Annotated in this window: 14 protein-coding genes and 1 pseudogene; 10 read left to right on the top strand and 5 right to left on the bottom strand. The window is 54.4% G+C overall.

The window, feature by feature from the left end; all coding sequences use genetic code 11:
- The first annotated feature begins 49 nt into the window (after nt 1-49).
- Together tehA and tehB are read left to right on the top strand one after the other, a co-directional pair.
- A complete protein-coding gene (gene tehA, locus ACMYSP_RS00975; protein WP_434585008.1) occupies nt 50-1054 on the top strand; it encodes a dicarboxylate transporter/tellurite-resistance protein TehA in 1005 nt (334 codons plus the stop codon).
- Nucleotides 1051-1647: a tellurite resistance methyltransferase TehB gene (tehB, locus tag ACMYSP_RS00970; RefSeq protein WP_434585007.1), complete on the top strand. Its 597-nt coding sequence runs from the start codon at nt 1051-1053 to the stop codon at nt 1645-1647. Before tehA ends, tehB begins: the two co-directional genes overlap by 4 nt.
- On the opposite strand, the gene pepT is transcribed toward tehB, so the two are convergent.
- Complete coding sequence (gene pepT / locus ACMYSP_RS00965) at nt 1644-2873, bottom strand: peptidase T (protein WP_434585006.1); 1230 nt, start codon at nt 2871-2873, stop codon at nt 1644-1646. The genes tehB and pepT overlap by 4 nt on opposite strands.
- Before the next feature lie 114 nt (nt 2874-2987).
- Here pepT and ACMYSP_RS00960 point away from each other — a divergent pair.
- Both ACMYSP_RS00960 and ACMYSP_RS00955 read left to right on the top strand, forming a co-directional pair.
- A pseudogene (locus tag ACMYSP_RS00960) lies at nt 2988-4579 on the top strand (ABC transporter substrate-binding protein).
- Nucleotides 4580-4714: 135 nt separating this feature from the next.
- The gene (locus ACMYSP_RS00955; RefSeq protein WP_434585005.1) at nt 4715-5383 is read left to right on the top strand and encodes a DUF3313 domain-containing protein; all 669 of its coding nucleotides are present in this window, start codon (nt 4715-4717) and stop codon (nt 5381-5383) included.
- A 66-nt stretch (nt 5384-5449) separates the two neighbouring features.
- Here the strand turns inward: ACMYSP_RS00955 and ACMYSP_RS00950 are convergent, their stop codons facing one another.
- Nucleotides 5450-6346 carry a DMT family transporter gene (locus ACMYSP_RS00950; RefSeq protein ID WP_434585004.1) on the bottom strand — a complete coding sequence of 299 codons (897 nt, stop codon included), beginning with the start codon at nt 6344-6346 and terminating at the stop codon, nt 5450-5452.
- Between the two features lie 182 nt (nt 6347-6528).
- Here ACMYSP_RS00950 and ACMYSP_RS00945 point away from each other — a divergent pair, with 182 nt between their 5' ends.
- On the top strand, nt 6529-7395 hold the full coding sequence (locus ACMYSP_RS00945; protein WP_434585003.1) for a helix-turn-helix domain-containing protein: 867 nt from the start codon (nt 6529-6531) through the stop codon (nt 7393-7395).
- Here ACMYSP_RS00945 and ACMYSP_RS00940 read toward each other — a convergent pair.
- Complete coding sequence (locus ACMYSP_RS00940; RefSeq protein WP_434585002.1) at nt 7375-8541, bottom strand: benzoate/H(+) symporter BenE family transporter; 1167 nt, start codon at nt 8539-8541, stop codon at nt 7375-7377. The genes ACMYSP_RS00945 and ACMYSP_RS00940 overlap by 21 nt on opposite strands.
- A gap of 223 nt (nt 8542-8764) precedes the next feature.
- Between ACMYSP_RS00940 and ACMYSP_RS00935 the strand changes: the two genes are divergently transcribed.
- The 5 genes from ACMYSP_RS00935 to ACMYSP_RS00915 all read left to right on the top strand — a co-directional run bounded on the left by ACMYSP_RS00935 (nt 8765) and on the right by ACMYSP_RS00915 (nt 15945).
- The gene (locus tag ACMYSP_RS00935) at nt 8765-10804 is read left to right on the top strand and encodes a beta-galactosidase (protein WP_434585001.1); all 2040 of its coding nucleotides are present in this window, start codon (nt 8765-8767) and stop codon (nt 10802-10804) included.
- Complete coding sequence (locus ACMYSP_RS00930; RefSeq protein WP_434585000.1) at nt 10801-12180, top strand: MFS transporter; 1380 nt, start codon at nt 10801-10803, stop codon at nt 12178-12180. The genes ACMYSP_RS00935 and ACMYSP_RS00930 overlap by 4 nt, the downstream gene beginning before the upstream one ends.
- Nucleotides 12181-12278: 98 nt before the next feature.
- Nucleotides 12279-13148 (top strand): arabinose operon transcriptional regulator AraC, encoded by an 870-nt coding sequence (gene araC / locus ACMYSP_RS00925; protein WP_434584998.1) that lies wholly within the window; start codon nt 12279-12281, stop codon nt 13146-13148.
- A 49-nt stretch (nt 13149-13197) separates the two neighbouring features.
- Nucleotides 13198-13746, top strand: coding sequence for a helix-turn-helix domain-containing protein (locus tag ACMYSP_RS00920; protein ID WP_434584996.1), 549 nt, complete (start codon nt 13198-13200; stop codon nt 13744-13746).
- Between the two features lie 234 nt (nt 13747-13980).
- Nucleotides 13981-15945, top strand: a complete 1965-nt coding sequence (locus tag ACMYSP_RS00915) for a peptidase U32 family protein (protein ID WP_434584995.1) — start codon at nt 13981-13983, stop codon at nt 15943-15945.
- Nucleotides 15946-15958: 13 nt separating this feature from the next.
- Here the strand turns inward: ACMYSP_RS00915 and ACMYSP_RS00910 are convergent, their stop codons facing one another.
- On the bottom strand, nt 15959-16192 hold the full coding sequence (locus ACMYSP_RS00910) for a DUF2554 family protein (protein WP_434584993.1): 234 nt from the start codon (nt 16190-16192) through the stop codon (nt 15959-15961).
- A 151-nt stretch (nt 16193-16343) separates the two neighbouring features.
- The gene (locus tag ACMYSP_RS00905; RefSeq protein ID WP_434584992.1) at nt 16344-16652 is read right to left on the bottom strand and encodes a hypothetical protein; all 309 of its coding nucleotides are present in this window, start codon (nt 16650-16652) and stop codon (nt 16344-16346) included.
- Nucleotides 16653-16697 lie beyond the last annotated feature (45 nt).

Here is a 16697-nt window from a genome sequence, read left to right as displayed (position 1 = left end):
AAGGTTCTTTTAAAATGCACCTTAAAGATAAATTGAAAAATTAAACAAAATGAATAATAAACAGCAGGGGCAGCAGGCCCTGAATTTACCTGCAGGCTATTTCGGGATGGTACTGGGCATTATTGGGATGGGTTTCGCCTGGCGTTACGCCAGCACTATCTGGCCAGTGAGCCGGGCTGTCGGAGATGGCCTGGTGGCCCTGGCGGCGGCGATCTGGGCGCTGCTGGCGCTGGCATTTATTCTGCGCGCGCTGCGCTTTCCGTGGAGCGTCCTGCAGGAGGCCCGGCACCCGATCGCCGGCAGCTTCGTCAGCCTGTTCCCGGCCACCACCATGTTGGTGGCAATCGGCTTTGTGCCGTGGCTGCGCCCGCTCTCGCTGGTGCTGTTCGCCATCGGCGTGGTGCTGCAACTGGGGTACGCCGCGTGGCAAAGTGCCGGGCTATGGCGGGGCAAGCATCCGGCAGAAGCGACGACGCCGGGTCTTTATCTGCCGACGGTGGCCAACAATTTCATCAGTGCGATGGCCTGTGGCGCGCTGGGTTTTACCGACGCCGGACTGGTCTTTCTGGGCGCCGGCGTTTTCTCCTGGCTCAGTCTGGAGCCGGTAATCCTGCAACGATTGCGTAGCCACAACGAGTTGCCGGCCGCCCTGCGGACCTCGTTGGGTATTCAACTGGCCCCGGCACTGGTGGCCTGTAGCGCCTGGCTAAGCGTCAACGGCGGGGAGGCGGATACCTTCGCCAAACTGTTGTTCGGCTATGGACTGCTGCAGCTGCTGTTTATGCTGCGATTGATCCCATGGTATGTCCGGCAGCCGTTTAATGCCTCTTTCTGGAGCTTCTCATTTGGTATTTCCGCGCTGGCCAGCACCGGGTTGCATCTCGGGCATAGTCACCCGGACGGCTTTTTCCATTACCTGGCGATCCCGCTGTTTGTCTTCACCAATCTGGTGATTGGGCTGCTGCTTGTTCGCACCGCTCTGCTGCTGGTGCAGGGCAAACTGCTGATTCGCGTCGACCGGGCGAGCTTATTAAAAAACAAGGACTCATTATGATTATCCGTGACGAAAACTACTTTACTGACAAATACGGCCTGACCCGCACCCACTCGGAAGTGCTGTACGCCGCCAGCCAGGTTGCGCCTGGAAAGACGCTCGATCTGGGCTGTGGCAACGGGCGCAATAGCCTGTACCTGGCGGCCAACGGCTACGACGTGACCGCGTGGGATAAAAACGCCATGAGCATCAGCACGCTGGAGGGGATCCGCGAAGCGGAAGGGCTGAACAATTTACAGACTGCGGTGCAGGATCTTAATACCCTGAGTTTTGACGGCGAGTATGACTTTATTCTCTCCACCGTGGTGCTGATGTTCCTTCAGGCGGAAACCATCCCAGGCTTGATCGCTAACATGCAGCGCTGTACCAAACCGGGCGGCTCCAACCTGATCGTTGCGGCGATGGATACCGAGGATTATCCCTGCACCGTTGGCTTCCCGTTTGCCTTTAAATCCGAGGAACTGCGGCGCTATTACGCCGGCTGGACGTTCCTCAGATATAACGAAGAGGTGGGCGAACTGCACCGCACCGACGCCGACGGTAACCGCATCAAGCTGCGTTTTGCCACCATGCTGGCGCAAAAACCGGCTTAACGGGCCGCCAGCAGGCACAGCTGCATCGCGGTCTGGTATGACGCTTCGAAGGCGCGCAGCGGCAGAAACTCAAATTTTGAGTGGAAGTTATGCGCGCCAGTAAAAAAGTTTGGCGTGAGCAGGCCTTTGGCAGATAGCGCCGCACCGTCGGTGCCGCCGCGCATCGGCGTGGGCTTCGGCGTGACGCCAATGCTCTCCATCGCTTCAAACATCAGGTCAATGGCCCGGCGGTCGTCGCCAATGGCATTGCTGATATTGCTGTAGGTGTCGCTGATGGAGAATTCAACGTTGGCGGTCGGGTAGCGGGCGGCAATGATTTCGGCGACCTCGCCGATCTGCTGTTTACGGCGTAAAAAACTGTCACGGTCGAAATCACGGATGCTGGCCTGCAGCAGGGTGCGGTTTTGGTCACCCTGAATCCCATTGAACCACACGTAACCCTCGCGCCCGGCGGTATGCTCCGGCGTTTGCTGACGGTCAAAATGGCTGATGTAATCGGCGGCCATCAGCAGCGGGTTAACCAGCACGCCTTTCGCCGACATCGGATGGGCAGTCACGCCGGTAAAGCGGATCTCTGCCGCAGCGGCATTAAAGTTTTCATAGACAATTTCCCCGAGCTCGCAACAGTCGATGGTCCAGGCAAAATCGACAGCAAAACGTTGGAGGTCCAGCGCTTTCGCCCCCCGCAGCCCGACTTCTTCATCCGGCACAAAGGCTACCACGATATCGCCGTGGCGATGGTCTGCCGTCAGGTTTTCCAGCACCGTCATCACCACAGTCACCGCGGATTTATTATCGGCGCCCAGCACGCTGGTGCCGTCGCTGAAAATAATCTCTTCATTCGGGTAGGCGAGGATTTCCGGGTGCTCGCTCACGCGCAGCCAGATCTCTTTTTCAGCATTCAGGCACAGGTCTTCCCCAGTGAAACGCAATATTTGCGGATGGATATCTGGTGAGAGCCCAACGTCAACGGTGTCGATATGGGTAATAAAACCAATCCGCGGCGCGCCCGGAACATTGCCTTTTTTCACCGCCGTGACGGTGGCATGTTCATCGATCACGATATCGTCCAGTCCGAGACGCTGTAGCTCATCGGCCAGTTCGCGGGCCATCTCAAGTTGCCCCGGCGTGGTGGGCAGCGTGGTCGCGCGCGCATCGCTCTGGCTGCTGATGGCGAGATAGCGGAAGAAGCGCTGGGTCAGTTGGTGAGCGAGAGGAGATGACATAGTGATTCCTTCTTTATTTATATTTTCAGGTGTTTGCAATCTGGCTTTAGTGTTATGTATGGGATGGAAAACAACAAGCTATTCATTAGCTGACAAATTAAAAAAGGAAACGTTATGCAACGCAAACTCACCACGCTTGCTCTGACATTAACGGCGCTCACGTTCGGTTCCAGCGTGAGCGCAAAGACGCTGGTTTACTGCTCCGAAGGATCGCCGGAGAATTTCAATCCACAACTCTATACCTCGGGTACCAGCGTTGATGCTAGTGCGGTGCCGGTTTATAACCGCCTGGTCGACTTTAAGGTCGGCACCACCGAATTACAGCCGAGCCTCGCGGAAAGCTGGGAGGTGAGTGAAGACGGCAAGGTCTATACCTTTCATTTACGTAAAGGGGTGAAGTTTCAAAGCAATAAATATTTCACGCCCACTCGCGATTTTAATGCCGATGACGTGATTTTCTCTTTTATGCGGCAAAAAGATCCGCAGCACCCTTATCATAATGTCTCCAACGGTAACTATTCGAATTTCGAAAGCCTCGAGTTTGGTCAGTTAATTACCGCAATTGATAAGCCTGATGAATATACGGTGCGCTTCACCCTGGCCCGTCCTGAAGCACCGTTTGTCGCCGACCTGGCATGGTATTTCGCCTCTATTTTGTCTGCGGAATACGCTGATGCGATGCTAAAAGCCGGTACGCCGCAGCGTGTCGATTCCGACCCGATTGGTACCGGGCCGTTTAAGCTGGCGCAATACCAGAAAGATTCCCGTATTTTATTTACGGCCTTTCCCAATACTGGCAAGGGAAAGCGAAAATTGATCGCCTGATATTTAGCATTACCCCGGATGCATCGGTGCGTTACGCCAAACTGGAGAAGAACGAATGCCAGGTGATGCCGTTCCCGAACCCGGCCGATTTGCCGCGAATGAAAGAAAATACCAACATTACGCTGCTGAGTAAGGCGGGTCTGAATACCGGTTTCCTGGCATTTAATACCCAAAAACCGCCGCTGGATAATGTCAAAGTTCGTCAGGCGCTGGCGCTGGCGATCAATAAACCGGCAATCATTGAAGCGGTGTTCCACGGGACCGGCAGCGCCGCGAAAAACCTGCTGCCACCGGGGGTGTGGAGCGCCGATAGCGAGTTAAAAGACTACGATTACGATCCGCAAAAAGCGAAAGCGCTGCTGCAGGAAGCGGGTATTACGGGGCCTGTCACCATTGACCTGTGGGCGATGCCGGTGCAGCGTCCGTATAACCCCAATGCCAAACGTATGGCCGAGATGATTCAGGCCGATTGGGCTAAGATTGGCGTGCAGACTAAGATCACAACCTATGAGTGGGGTGAATACCTCAAGCGTGTCAAAGACGGTGAACACCAGGCGGCGCTGATGGGCTGGACGACCGCCACCGGCGATCCGGACAACTTCTTCGGACCGTTGTTTACCTGCCAGTCGGCGAACGGTGGATCGAATTCGGCAAAATGGTGCTATCCGCCATTTGACCATATTATTGCCGAAGCGAAATCGATTACCGATCGGCAAAAGCGAGAAGCGCTGTATAAACAGGCGCAGCAAATGATGCATGATCAAATGCCGGCGGTGATGATTGCTCATTCAACAATCTTTGAGCCGGTTCGCAATACGGTTTCTGACTATGAAATCGATCCTTTTGGCAAGCATATTTTCTATCAGGTCGATATAAAATAATCTGGAAATGTGAATCCGCCCACCGTGGCGGATTTATTTTTGCAAACGTTTGACGAACCCCTTTTTTTGTCACAAAACTTAGTCCGGTAGTTTGCTATAAATCGCGCCGACAACTGCATTTACAGGGATTCACACATGCGTACTCATTTCATTTTTAAAATAGCAGCCCTTGCTGGCCTGTTAGCACTGACGGGCTGTGCCTCAAAAATTGCCTCCCCGGAAAAATATTCTGGTTTCTTAAAAGACTATTCAAATTTAAAAGAAACAACGTCGGCTTCTGGTAAACCGGAACTGCGCTGGATTTCTCCGGATTACAATCCTAAAAACTATGACAACGTTGTCTATAACCCGATCACCTATTATCCGATTCCTAAACCGTCTACTCAGGTGGGAGAAAAAGCGCTGCGCGATATTCTCAATTACACCAACCAGCAGATGAAACAGGCGATTTCCGAGCGTAAGCCGTTGGTGACAAAACCTGGTCCGCGCAGCCTGATTTTCCGTGGCGCCATCACCGGTGTGGATTCGAGCAAAGAAGGGCTGCAGTTCTATGAAGTGATTCCGGTCGCCATGGTAGTGGCAGGTACGGAGATGGCCACCGGGCATCGCACGATGGATACCAGTCTCTATTTTGAAGGTGAGCTGATTGACCCGAAAACCAACAAACCGGTAGTTAAAGTGGTGCGTAAAGGCGAGGGGAAAGCGCTGGCTAACGAAAATACGCCGATGACAGCCGATACCCTGAAGCAGGTGATTGATGATATGGCGATCGACGCCGTGAAATTTGACCCGACACAGAAATAGAAATCCTGGCCTGACGGTCAAAAAGGCGCCTTTCGAGGCGCCTTTTTTCAGTCGAGAATCGCGAGATTACGCCAGCCTGCGGCGCAGGAACCACTGCTCGGGGCGGGCGAACATGACCAGATTACCCACCAGAATCAGCGCCAGCCCGACCACCGCGTTACCGTGCCAGACATAGCCTTCGTAAAAGGTTGAGATTGTCAGGGCAACCAGCGGGAACAGCAGCGTGCTGTAGGCGGCCTTACCGGCGCCAATCCGGCCAACAAGCGTGAAATAGGCGCCAAAAGCAATCACCGAGCCGAACAAGGCCAGGTACAGCAGCGCCCCCATATAGCTCAACGTCCACTGTGGGGTGAAATCATCACCACGCAGCAGGGCGATGGCGCCCATGACCAGCGTGCCGTACAGCATCGCCCAGCTGTTGGTAGTCAGGGTTTCCAGACCGCGACGCTGGTGGCGCATACTGAGCATATTTCCCAGCGAAAACCCGTAGGTCCCCAACGCGCTCAGGCCGATGCCCCACAGCAGCGATGCATTAAGCCCGTTGCGCAGCAGATCGTCCCAGAACAAGGTCACAATCCCGGCCAGACCGAGAACGGCGGCGAGCCAGAAACGTGCCGGAGGCTGCTGGCGGAAGAAAATAAAACCGTTTATGGCGTTAAACAGCACCGCCATGGAAAAAATGACTGACTCGAGGCCGGTATTGATGTGCGCGGCCGCAGTGTAAAAACACCAGAAGTTAAAGCAGAATACGCAGCAACCCTGCAACACGCAGAACAGGTGATCGCGTAGGGCCAGCGGACGCAGGCGACGGGTGACCAGCAGAATCGCCAGCATCGTGACGCTCGCGACAGCAAAGCGCCAGAAAATAGACACCGGGGCAGCGACAGGCCCTTGTTGTAAAAAGATGGCAATCCACGTGGTGCCCCAGATAATCACGACCAGTCCGTACAGTAATGCGTTCAACTTCTCTCTCCCGTAAACACGCCAGCGGGTAGTGTGTCACCGGTTTAGCGCCTGCGCTGTCATCTGTCGGGGAGCCACTTGCAAATTCTTGCGCTTATTTTTGCCCAGGGGCGGGAGAGATCTGGTATCTGGCGCCGACTCTTCATAGACTAGAGGTTTACGGAATCGGATGTGTAAAGGCTATGGCTTACGGGACTTTCGAAACATTACGTCGACAAAATGCCGTCCTGCGGGAGACGGTAGAGCTGAACTCCGGTATTCAGCTGGCGGCGTGGTATAACAATCTCGATACGGTGACCGTTCGCAGCAACCATCACACCCTGAGCCTGTACGTGGCCGACGGCTACGAAAGTTATCAAAAAACGCCGCAGGGCTGGAAAAACGGCGGCGGTCCGGATCGTTTCTGCCTGATGCCAAAAGGGGCGGAGAGCACCTGGGATATCCGCGGCGACCTCTCTTTCGTCCATCTCTACTGTACCGATGAGCATCTGCGTAAGGTCGGGGAGCAGATCTGGGATCGCAGCCCGGCGTCGTTTAGCCTGCAGGAACAGACCTTCTCGCAGGATGACAAAATTACCGCCGTCTATCGCCAGTTCCTGCTCGATTACGACTGGCAGCAGCAGGCTAACCAGCTGACGTTAAGTTCCGCCAGCACGCTGCTGCTAACCCACCTGATACAGCACTATTCAAATGTGCAGTGGCGTTTACCAACGGTCTCCGGTGGCCTGGCGCCGCACGTGCTGCGTAATCTGCTGGCGCGGATTGAAGAGCAGTTGGATCAGCCGCTCACCCTGGCGGACCTGGCGCAGGAGGCGGCGCTCAGTGAGTATCACTTCGCGCGAATGTTCCGCCAGTCAATGAACATGGCGCCGCATCAGTATGTGATGCAGCGGCGAATGATAAAGGCGCAGGAGCTGATCTGCCGTAGTGCCCGTTCGCTGACCGATATCGCTATGGCCTGTGGCTTTAGTTCTGCCAGCCATTTTAGCAACCGGGTGAAGCGCGCCACGGGCCTGACGCCGTCGCAGCTACGTGCGGCGCAGCGTTGACAGCAGGGCGAAGCTCACTCCCCCCAGCACCAGTCCCCAGAAGGCAGAGCCAATTCCAGCCAGGGTGATACCGCTGGCGGTCACCAGAAACGTCACCACCGCCGCATCCCGTTCATTCTCCTGATTGAGCGCCTGAAACAGGCTCCCGCCAATGGTGCCGAGCAGCGCCAGCCCGGCAAGCATCTGGATCCACGCCGTCGGAAGCGCCGCCATCAACGCGGTGATCGAACCGCCAAACAGTCCGGCAAGGAGATAAAAACCGCCTGCTGCTGCCGCAGCCAGCCAGCGTTGTTGCGGATCAGGATGTGCCTCGGGGCTTTGGCAGATGGCCGCCGTAATGGCGGCAATGCAGATTGAATAGACCCCAAAAGGCGACAGAATCAGCGCCAGCGCGCCGGTAGCGACAATCAGTGCAGACGTCGGGACCCGATAGCCGGAAGCCTGCATGGTGGCGAAACCGGGGGCATTTTGTGAGGCCATCGTGACCAGGAAGAAGGGCAGCCCGACGCTGAGCAGCAGAGAAGGGGTAAACTGCGGCGCGATATACTCCGGCAGGACCCACAGTTGTGTAATATGTCCGCCGACGATCTCACCGGACAACCCGGCGATAGCCCCACCAACCAGCAGCGCCGCAATCACCGCGAAGCGCGGGTACCAGGCTTTGCACAGCAGCCAGGCGGCGAGCATCCCGCCGCATAGCAGCAGGTGCCCCTCAAGGGTGGCGAAAGCCTGAAGACCAAAGCGCAGAAGGATCCCCGCCAGCATCGCTGCCGCCAGCGAATGCGGGATGATTTTCATCAGCCGGGCAAACAGACCGGTGATCCCACACAGCACAATCAACGCATTGGCAAAGATAAAGACGCCAACCGCCTGGTTCAGTGTGACCCCTTGCAGCCCGCTGACCAGCAGTGCCGCGCCGGGCGTCGACCAGGCGGTGAGGATCGGCACTTTGCGCCACAGGGTCAGGGCCAGCGTGCTGACCCCCATGCCCAGCCCCAGCGCCGTCATCCAGCCGGCTATCTGGTGGGCGTTGGCCCCGGCGGCGGCGGCGGCCTGCCAGATAATGGCGGCAGAGCTGGCATAGCCCACCAGCACGGCGATAAAACCGGCGAGCAGCGTCGGCAGAGGGAATGAAAACGAGCGCATAGTAACCTCTTGTGCGTTATAACATCCGAAATACTATAGCATTGGACGTTATAACGCACAATCGTCTTCCGACGGCTGTACTCATCCCGATGCTGACCGTTGAAAAATGTGATCGCTATCGACTCCCTATAGCGATAGCAGATTGCTCTATGTTGCTAGCAGCTAATTTCATCCGTTCCCGATGATTCTGCGTTATGTTTCCGGTAACACAGAGGAGCGGATAATGAATCAATTTTGGTATGGTGCAGCGTATTATCGGGAATATTTAGTAGCAGAGCGGTTGCAGGAAGATATTGCCTTAATGAAAGCGGCAGGTATTAACTATGTGCGTATCGCGGAAAGTACCTGGAGCACCTTTGAACCACGGGAAGGCGAGTTTGATTTTAGTTCGGTAACCACGGTGCTGGATGCGATGTACCACAATAATATTGCGGTAATTATCGGTACGCCGACCTATGCGATCCCCGCCTGGCTTGCCAAAAAATATCCCGATGTGATGGCAACGACCCCTCAGGGGAAAAATATGTATGGCCACAGACAAAAAATGGATATCACCCATCCGACCTATTTGTGGTATGCCGAGCGAATTATACGCCAGTTATTAAAGGCGACGGCACAGCATCCCGCTGTTATCGGCTTTCAAATTGATAATGAAACAAAATACTACGATACCTGCTCTGAAAATGTACAAATAGAATTTGTGCAAGCATTAAAAAAACGCTTTGCCAATAATCTTGATGAACTTAACTCTGCCTTTGGCCTTGATTACTGGAGTAACCGCATTGGCGCGTGGGAAGATTTTCCGTCGATGAACGGTACAATAAACGCCAGTCTCGGGAGCGCGTTTAAAGCGTTCCAGCGATCGCTGGTCACGCGTTTTCTTAGCTGGCAGGCTGAGCTGGTCAGAGAATATAAAAATGACCGACAGTTTATTACGCATAATTTTGATTTTGACTGGCGCAACTGGTCGTACGGGATCCGCGCAGAAGTCGACCATTTTAAAACCTCGGCGGTGGTCGATATTACCGGCGTGGATGTTTATCATCCCAGCCAGTTTCACCTGACGGGTGCCGAAATTGCCTTTAGCGGCGATATCGCGCGGGTGACAAAAGACCGCCGCTACATGGTGCTGGAAACTCAGGCTCAGGCATTTAAAGACTGGACGCCGTTCCCCGGCCAGCTACGGCTGCAGGCCTGGAGCCACGTCGCCAGCGGCGCCTGCCTGCTGGGGTACTGGCACTGGCACTCTCTGCATAATTCCTATGAAACCTACTGGAAAGGGATTTTGAGCCATGACCTGAAAGCCAATCCGATATATCAGGAAGTGTGCCAGACAGGGGCAGAGCTGCGGGACTTTGCGCCGCAGGTGATGGCCTATGCCCGCAAAAGCCGTATCGCCCTGGTGGTCAGTAATGAATGCCTGACGGCGATTGACTGGCACCCCTGGCGTGGGCATCAATTTAGCCGGGATACCCAGCATCAATATAATGATATTTTCCGCCAGTACTATGACACGTTGTACCGCATGAATATTGAAGTCGACATTCTGGCCATCGACGATCCACGAATATTCAGCTATGAAATGCTGATCTGCCCGCTGCTTTATACGGTCAGCGATGAGATTCTGCATCAGATTAATAATTACGTTAAAGCGGGTGGCCATGCCATTTTCTCCTTTAAATCGGCATTTGCGGATGAAAATATGAAGGTGAGAACCTGCGAGCAGCCGGGGATTATCTCTGCGGCGGTAGGGGCGAGTTATCAATTATTTGTTGAACCGGATCGCACGACGTTGACCTCGGACTGTTTATCGTTGTCCGGGCTGGATACCGTCGTTGACGACTGGATGGAATTACTGGTGCCGGAAGATAACGCGACAGTCCTGGCTCGCTACGAACATCCTTACTGGAATAAATATGCTGCCGCCACATTTAACCGTTATCAGCAGGGTAGTGCGGCGTATATCGGCTGTCATTTATCGACTGAGGTATTACGTGAAATGATGCGCTATATACTGCAAGAAACGCTGCCGACGGCAGTACCAGACGACAATATCACCTTCCCGATTATTATGCGTCATGGCGTTGATGAGAATAATAAGGAGCTGATCTATTTCTTTAATTATAGTGCGGAACCGCAACAGGTAACATTTAACTGGCCTCACGGGCGAATGCTCTTTAATGGCGATGAGATTAAGGCCGGAGATAACATTCTCTTAAGTGATTGGGATGTGCAAATTATTCTTCTGGAGAACAGAGCATGAGTTCCTTATCAATAACGCAGGTACAGACAACCAATGAACAGCCCGGTTTTCGTGAACGGTTGGCATTTGGTTTAGGGGATTACGGCACCAACCTGACCTATACCATGATGGTGACATTCCTGGCCTGGTTTTATACCGATATCGTCGGTATCTCGGCCGCCCTGATAGGCTCGTTAATGTTTTTTGCTCGCGTTGTGGACGGTGTGATCTGCGTATTCGTCGGGATCCGCATTGATAAAACCGATACCCGGCTAGGCAAAGCGCGGCCATGGGTGCTGTGGACCGCGGTGCCATTTGGCTTATCGGCGTTTTTGATGGCGACGGTTCCCGGCATTGGCGACAATGGCAAAATAATTTATGTCTGCGTAACCTACCTGCTGGCGAATATTTTCTTTACCGCCAACAATATTGCCTATGGCTCATTACTGGCACTGATCACCCGCGATACCTGGCAGCGTGGAGTGCTTAGCGTCTTTCGTAAAGGGCTGTCGACCTGTGGTTCGTTGACCGTCGGCGTCTTTACGCTGCCAATGGTGGCGGCATTGGGCAATAGCCAGACGGCGTGGATTATTGTCTTTGCTATTTTTGGCTTCTTCACCGCCTTGTGTTTGTTGCTCACCGGCGCCTGGACTCGTGAACGTATCAAACCGGTTAATCAGGAAAACCGTCACCATATCCAGACCCGGGAAGTGATCCGCTCGATAGCCGGTAATCGTTACTGGTTGATGATCTTCTTCTATCTGCTGATTACCTTTACCAGCCTGACCGCGCTTTCCACGGTAAGCGTCTACTACTCACGCTATATCCTGCAGGACGTCTCACTGATGTCGTGGATCAGTCTGGCGCAATATACTCCAGGGCTTATCACGCTGCTCATTATCCCGTGGCTTATCAGACGGCTGGGAAAACGTAACCTGGCGTTGCTGGGGTTGACGGTGTGCAGCATCGCCTATTTGCTGCCGTTATTTGATAAAACCAACTCGCTGTACATCATTCTGGCGACAGCAGTGCGCAGCGTCGGTTTCTGCGGTATCGGCGCGACGATGTTTGCCTTCCTCGCGGATACCATCGATTACGGTGAATGGAAAACCGGTTTGCGGATGGAAGGGATCCTGTTTAGCGCGGGTACGCTGGGGCAGACGCTGGGAATGGGACTGGGTAGCGCAAGTGTCGGCTGGATGCTGGGCGCTGCTGGTTTTGTCAGCGGCGGCAATGCGGTTCAGTCACCGCAGGTGATCGCGATGATTGAGTTCTTGTTTATCGCCTTTCCCTTTGCACTGGCGTTAATCAACATGGTCATCATGTATTTCTACCGGCTGGACGGGCTGTACGAGCAGGTCGCAGCCGATCTTTCACAAGGGAAGCTGGCGCAATAACCGGGCGGGCGCAATCCTGGGGTTGCGCCATCCACTCAACCAGGCAAAATGGCAGAATGGTCTAGAAAGCAATGTGGTTGCCAACAATGAATAGCGAAATGGCGGATGATGATCTGGTTATCTATTCGCCACTGATGCGCAGCTTTACCTTTAACGCCTGGCTGGTGGCAGGCTATACGCCGATCGTACAGGGCAATAAGCTGGACACCTTTATCCAGCGAGAGCTGGGCATGAAAGGCTATATCATTAATATCACGCTCCGTGGAGCCGGCGTCGTGCATCGCAATAATGAGACCTTTATTTGTCGTCCCAACGATGTCCTGCTGTTCCCTCCGGGCTGCCCTCATCATTATGGCCGCGAGCCGATGAGCGATAGCTGGCAGCATCTGTGGATCTATTTTATGCCCCGGCCGTACTGGATTGACTGGCTGAAGTGGGATCGACAGTGGCATGACGTGGGGATAACGCAAAGCGTCGATGATGAGTTTTTGCAGCGCTTAAAGGCTGACTTCAAAGAGGTTATTCGGCTGTACTCGTCGTCAGACCGCCTGGATGCCATTCTGGCGGTGAATTGCCTCGAGCGGATCCTGCTGCACTGCTTTAAATTGCAGCCGGGCAGTAACTGCGTCTCGCTTGACCCGCGGATCATCGCTATCTGTCAGTTTCTTGATGAGCACCTCGAAGAGAAAATCACCATTGATACGCTGGCGGCACGGGCATTTTTGTCGCCATCCCGGTTGGCGCATCTGTTCCGCCAGGAGACCGGCATGACGATTTTCGCATGGCGGGAAAAACAGCGAATGAACCGCGCCTCGCTGCTTTTACAGCATGCGCAACTGACGATAGCGCACATCGCCCAACTGGTGGGATATGACGATGCGCTCTATTTTTCACGTTTGTTTAATCAGCAGTTTGGCGTCGGGCCACGCGAGTACCGTAAACGGTTTTCGCAATTAAATGCCCTGTAGAATCATATCAATGTGCGTATAATTTCCCCTGAGATAATCTGGAGGTGGAATGAATATTGCGCAACATCTGGCGACAACCTTGAAATCACTGCGCCAACAGCGCGGCTGGAGCCTGTCGCGGTTGGCGGAAGAGACCAGCGTATCCAAAGCGATGCTGGGACAGATTGAGCGGAATGAGTCCAGCCCGACGGTAGCCACGTTGTGGAAAATCGCCACCGGCCTGAATGTGCCGTTCTCGACTTTTATTGTGGCTGACGAATCAACGACGCCGTCAGCTTTTGACCCGCAGCAGCAGGCGATGGTGGTAACCCCGGTTTTCCCGTGGGACCCGGAGCTGCGCTTTGACCATTTCTCGATAACCCTCGCCCCCGGCGCGCTGAGCGAATCAACGCCGCACGAAAAAGGGGTCATTGAACACGTGGTGGTGATCGACGGGGTGCTGGATCTGTGTCTGCTGGGCGAATGGCACACCTTAACGCCGGGAGAGGGACGTCGGTTTGCCGGCGATCTGGCGCATGCCTATCGCAACAGCGGCGGGCAAACCGCCCATTTTCATTCGCTGATCCATTACCCAAAAGAAAAAGCCGCAGGGGGTTAGCCTGCGGCCAATCAAAACGATCGATAATAACCACTCACAACGTGACGAGGAAAATCCGGAATACGTGATGAGCGTAACGTCGCTGGTTTTGAGAGGGAAATACCTTTTTCTTCAATGCTTTGCCGGGAAGTGAAAATTCACACACTGCGGGTGGTGGAAAATGTTTTCGTCTCCGCCCACTTCTGACTACAATAGCCGCCATTTCGACCCCCTATAACGGATAACAACGAGCGTATGCGCCTGCAAAACCATCATCTTGAACTTCTTAGCCCAGCCCGCGACGTCGGGATCGCCCGTGAAGCGATTTTACACGGTGCAGATGCGGTCTATATCGGGGGGCCGGGCTTCGGCGCGCGTCACAATGCCAGCAACAGCCTCAGCGATATCGCGGCGCTGGTGCCTTTCGCCCATCGCTATGGCGCGAAGATCTTTGTGACCCTGAACACGATCCTGCACGATGATGAACTGGAACCGGCGCAGCGTATGATTACCGACCTGTATGAAACCGGCGTTGATGCGCTGATCGTGCAGGACATGGGGGTGATGGAGCTGGATATTCCACCGATTGAGCTGCATGCCAGCACCCAGTGCGATATCCGCAGCGTGGAGAAAGCGAAGTTTCTCTCCGACGTGGGATTCAGCCAGATCGTGCTGGCGCGCGAGCTGAATCTGCAGCAGATCAAAGCGATTTACGACAATACCGATGCAACCATCGAGTTCTTTATTCACGGTGCGCTGTGCGTGGCTTATTCCGGGCAGTGTAATATTTCGCACGCGCAGACCGGGCGTAGCGCCAACCGCGGCGATTGCTCTCAGGCCTGTCGTTTGCCTTACACCCTGAAAGACGACCAGGGACGGGTGGTGGCCTATGAAAAGCACCTGCTGTCGATGAAAGACAACGATCAGACGGCCAACCTGGCGCAGCTGATTGATGCAGGCGTGCGTTCCTTCAAAATCGAAGGGCGCTACAAAGATATGAGCTACGTGAAAAATATCACCGCGCACTATCGCCAGATGCTCGATGCCATTATTGAAGATCGCGGCGACCTGGTGCGCTCGTCTGCCGGACGCACCGAACACTTCTTTGTGCCTTCAACCGATAAGACTTTCCATCGTGGCAGCACCGACTATTTTGTCAACGCGCGCAAAGGCGACATTGGCGCCTTTGACTCGCCGAAATTTATCGGCCTGCCGGTGGGGGAAGTACTGAAAGTGGGCAAAGACCATCTCGACGTTGAGGTGAGCGAAGCGCTGACCAACGGCGATGGTCTGAACGTGATGATTAAGCGCGAAATCGTGGGCTTCCGCGCCAATACGGTAGAAAAAACCGCTGAAAATCGCTATCGCGTGTGGCCAAACGAGATGCCGGCAGATCTGCATAAAGCGCGGCCGCATCAGGTGCTGAACCGAAACCTCGATCATAACTGGCAGCAGGCGCTGCAAAAAACCTCCAGCGAACGCCGAATTGCGGTGGATATTACCCTCAGCGGCTGGCAGGAGCAGCTGGTGCTGACCATGACCTGTGAGGACGGCGTCAGCGCGACCCACACTCTGGACGGCGAGTTTGCCGAGGCGACTCAGGCCGACAAAGCGCTGGCGAACCTGCGCGACGGAATCGCGAAGCTGGGCCAGACCATCTATTTTGCCCGCGATGTGCAGGTTAATCTGCCCGCTGCGCTGTTTGTGCCAAACAGTCTGTTGAACCAGTTGCGCCGGGAAACGGCAGAATTGCTCGATGAAGCACGTCTCAACGCCGCTCCGCGTGGCCAGCGTAAAGCCGTTTGCGTGCCGCCGCCGGTCTACCCTGAGACCCATCTGTCGTTTCTTGCCAACGTCTATAACCATAAAGCGCGTGAATTCTATCAGCGCTATGGCGTGAAGCTGATCGATGCGGCCTATGAAGCGCATGAAGAGAAGGGGGACGTGCCGGTGATGATCACCAAGCACTGCCTGCGTTTTGCCTTCAATCTGTGCCCGAAACAGGCAAAAGGTTCGATTAAGAGCTGGAAAGCCACGCCGATGCAGTTAATTCATGGCGATGAAGTATTAACGCTGAAATTTGATTGCCGTCCTTGCGAAATGCATGTGATCGGCAAGATGAAAAATCACATCCTCAAGATGCCGCTACCGGGAAGCATTGTGGCCTCCGTCAGTCCGGATGACCTGCTGAAGACCTTACCTAAGCGCAAAGGCGCGTGATCGCCGACGATCGCTACTGGGGAAAGAACGTTTGCGGCTTGCGCGCGTTCTGCCAGTGGTGACGTTCACGAAGATCGGCGGCGGCCTCGTCACACTGGCTGCGCAACTCATCACTATCGGCCTCGTGCAGCAATTGCTGTTCGAGGCTCTGCACCGGAAAGTATTCGTGTCCCTGTTGCCGGGCCAGCAGGTGGCCGGAAAATAACGCGCACATCAGTACCAACGTCGAAACGCATCTCTTAAGCATATCCTGTACCAGTGGCAGGTGAGTGAGGCTACTATGCCTCTGATTTTTTGAGCTTTATTGTTGGCTTATCAAAGAAGGGCAAAGATTTTGTCAGGTTGTACTGACGAAAGGCGAAAAAAAGCCCGGCGTTGTGAATTGCCGGGCAGAGCCGTTATTTTTTCGGCGGTAACGGTTTGCCGTTGTGCTGGCCGTCTTTGGGCGGCTGCTTGCCGTTGTGCTGGTTGTTTTTTGGTGGCTGTTTGCCGTTATGCTGGCCGTCTTTTGGTGGCTGCTTACCGTCGTGCTGACCGCCTTTTGGTGGCTGCTTGCCGTTGTGCTGGCCGTCTTTTGGTGGCTGCTTACCGTCATGATGCTGACTGTTTGCTGATTTTCCCGGCGGCGGCGGCGGGTTATCGGCCGCAAACGCAAAAGAAGAGAGCGCAAACGTCATCGCGGCAGATAACAAAACAATTTTTTTCATCACTACATCCTTTATTTTTATGTGCCTTAAGATTTCAGCAAAAAA

Origin of the sequence: Klebsiella sp. R390 (assembly GCF_051131745.1) — a bacterium.
Lineage (GTDB): Bacteria > Pseudomonadota > Gammaproteobacteria > Enterobacterales > Enterobacteriaceae > Klebsiella.
Note: the sequence above shows the minus strand (reverse complement) of the source record. Positions and strands in the feature narration are given on the sequence as shown.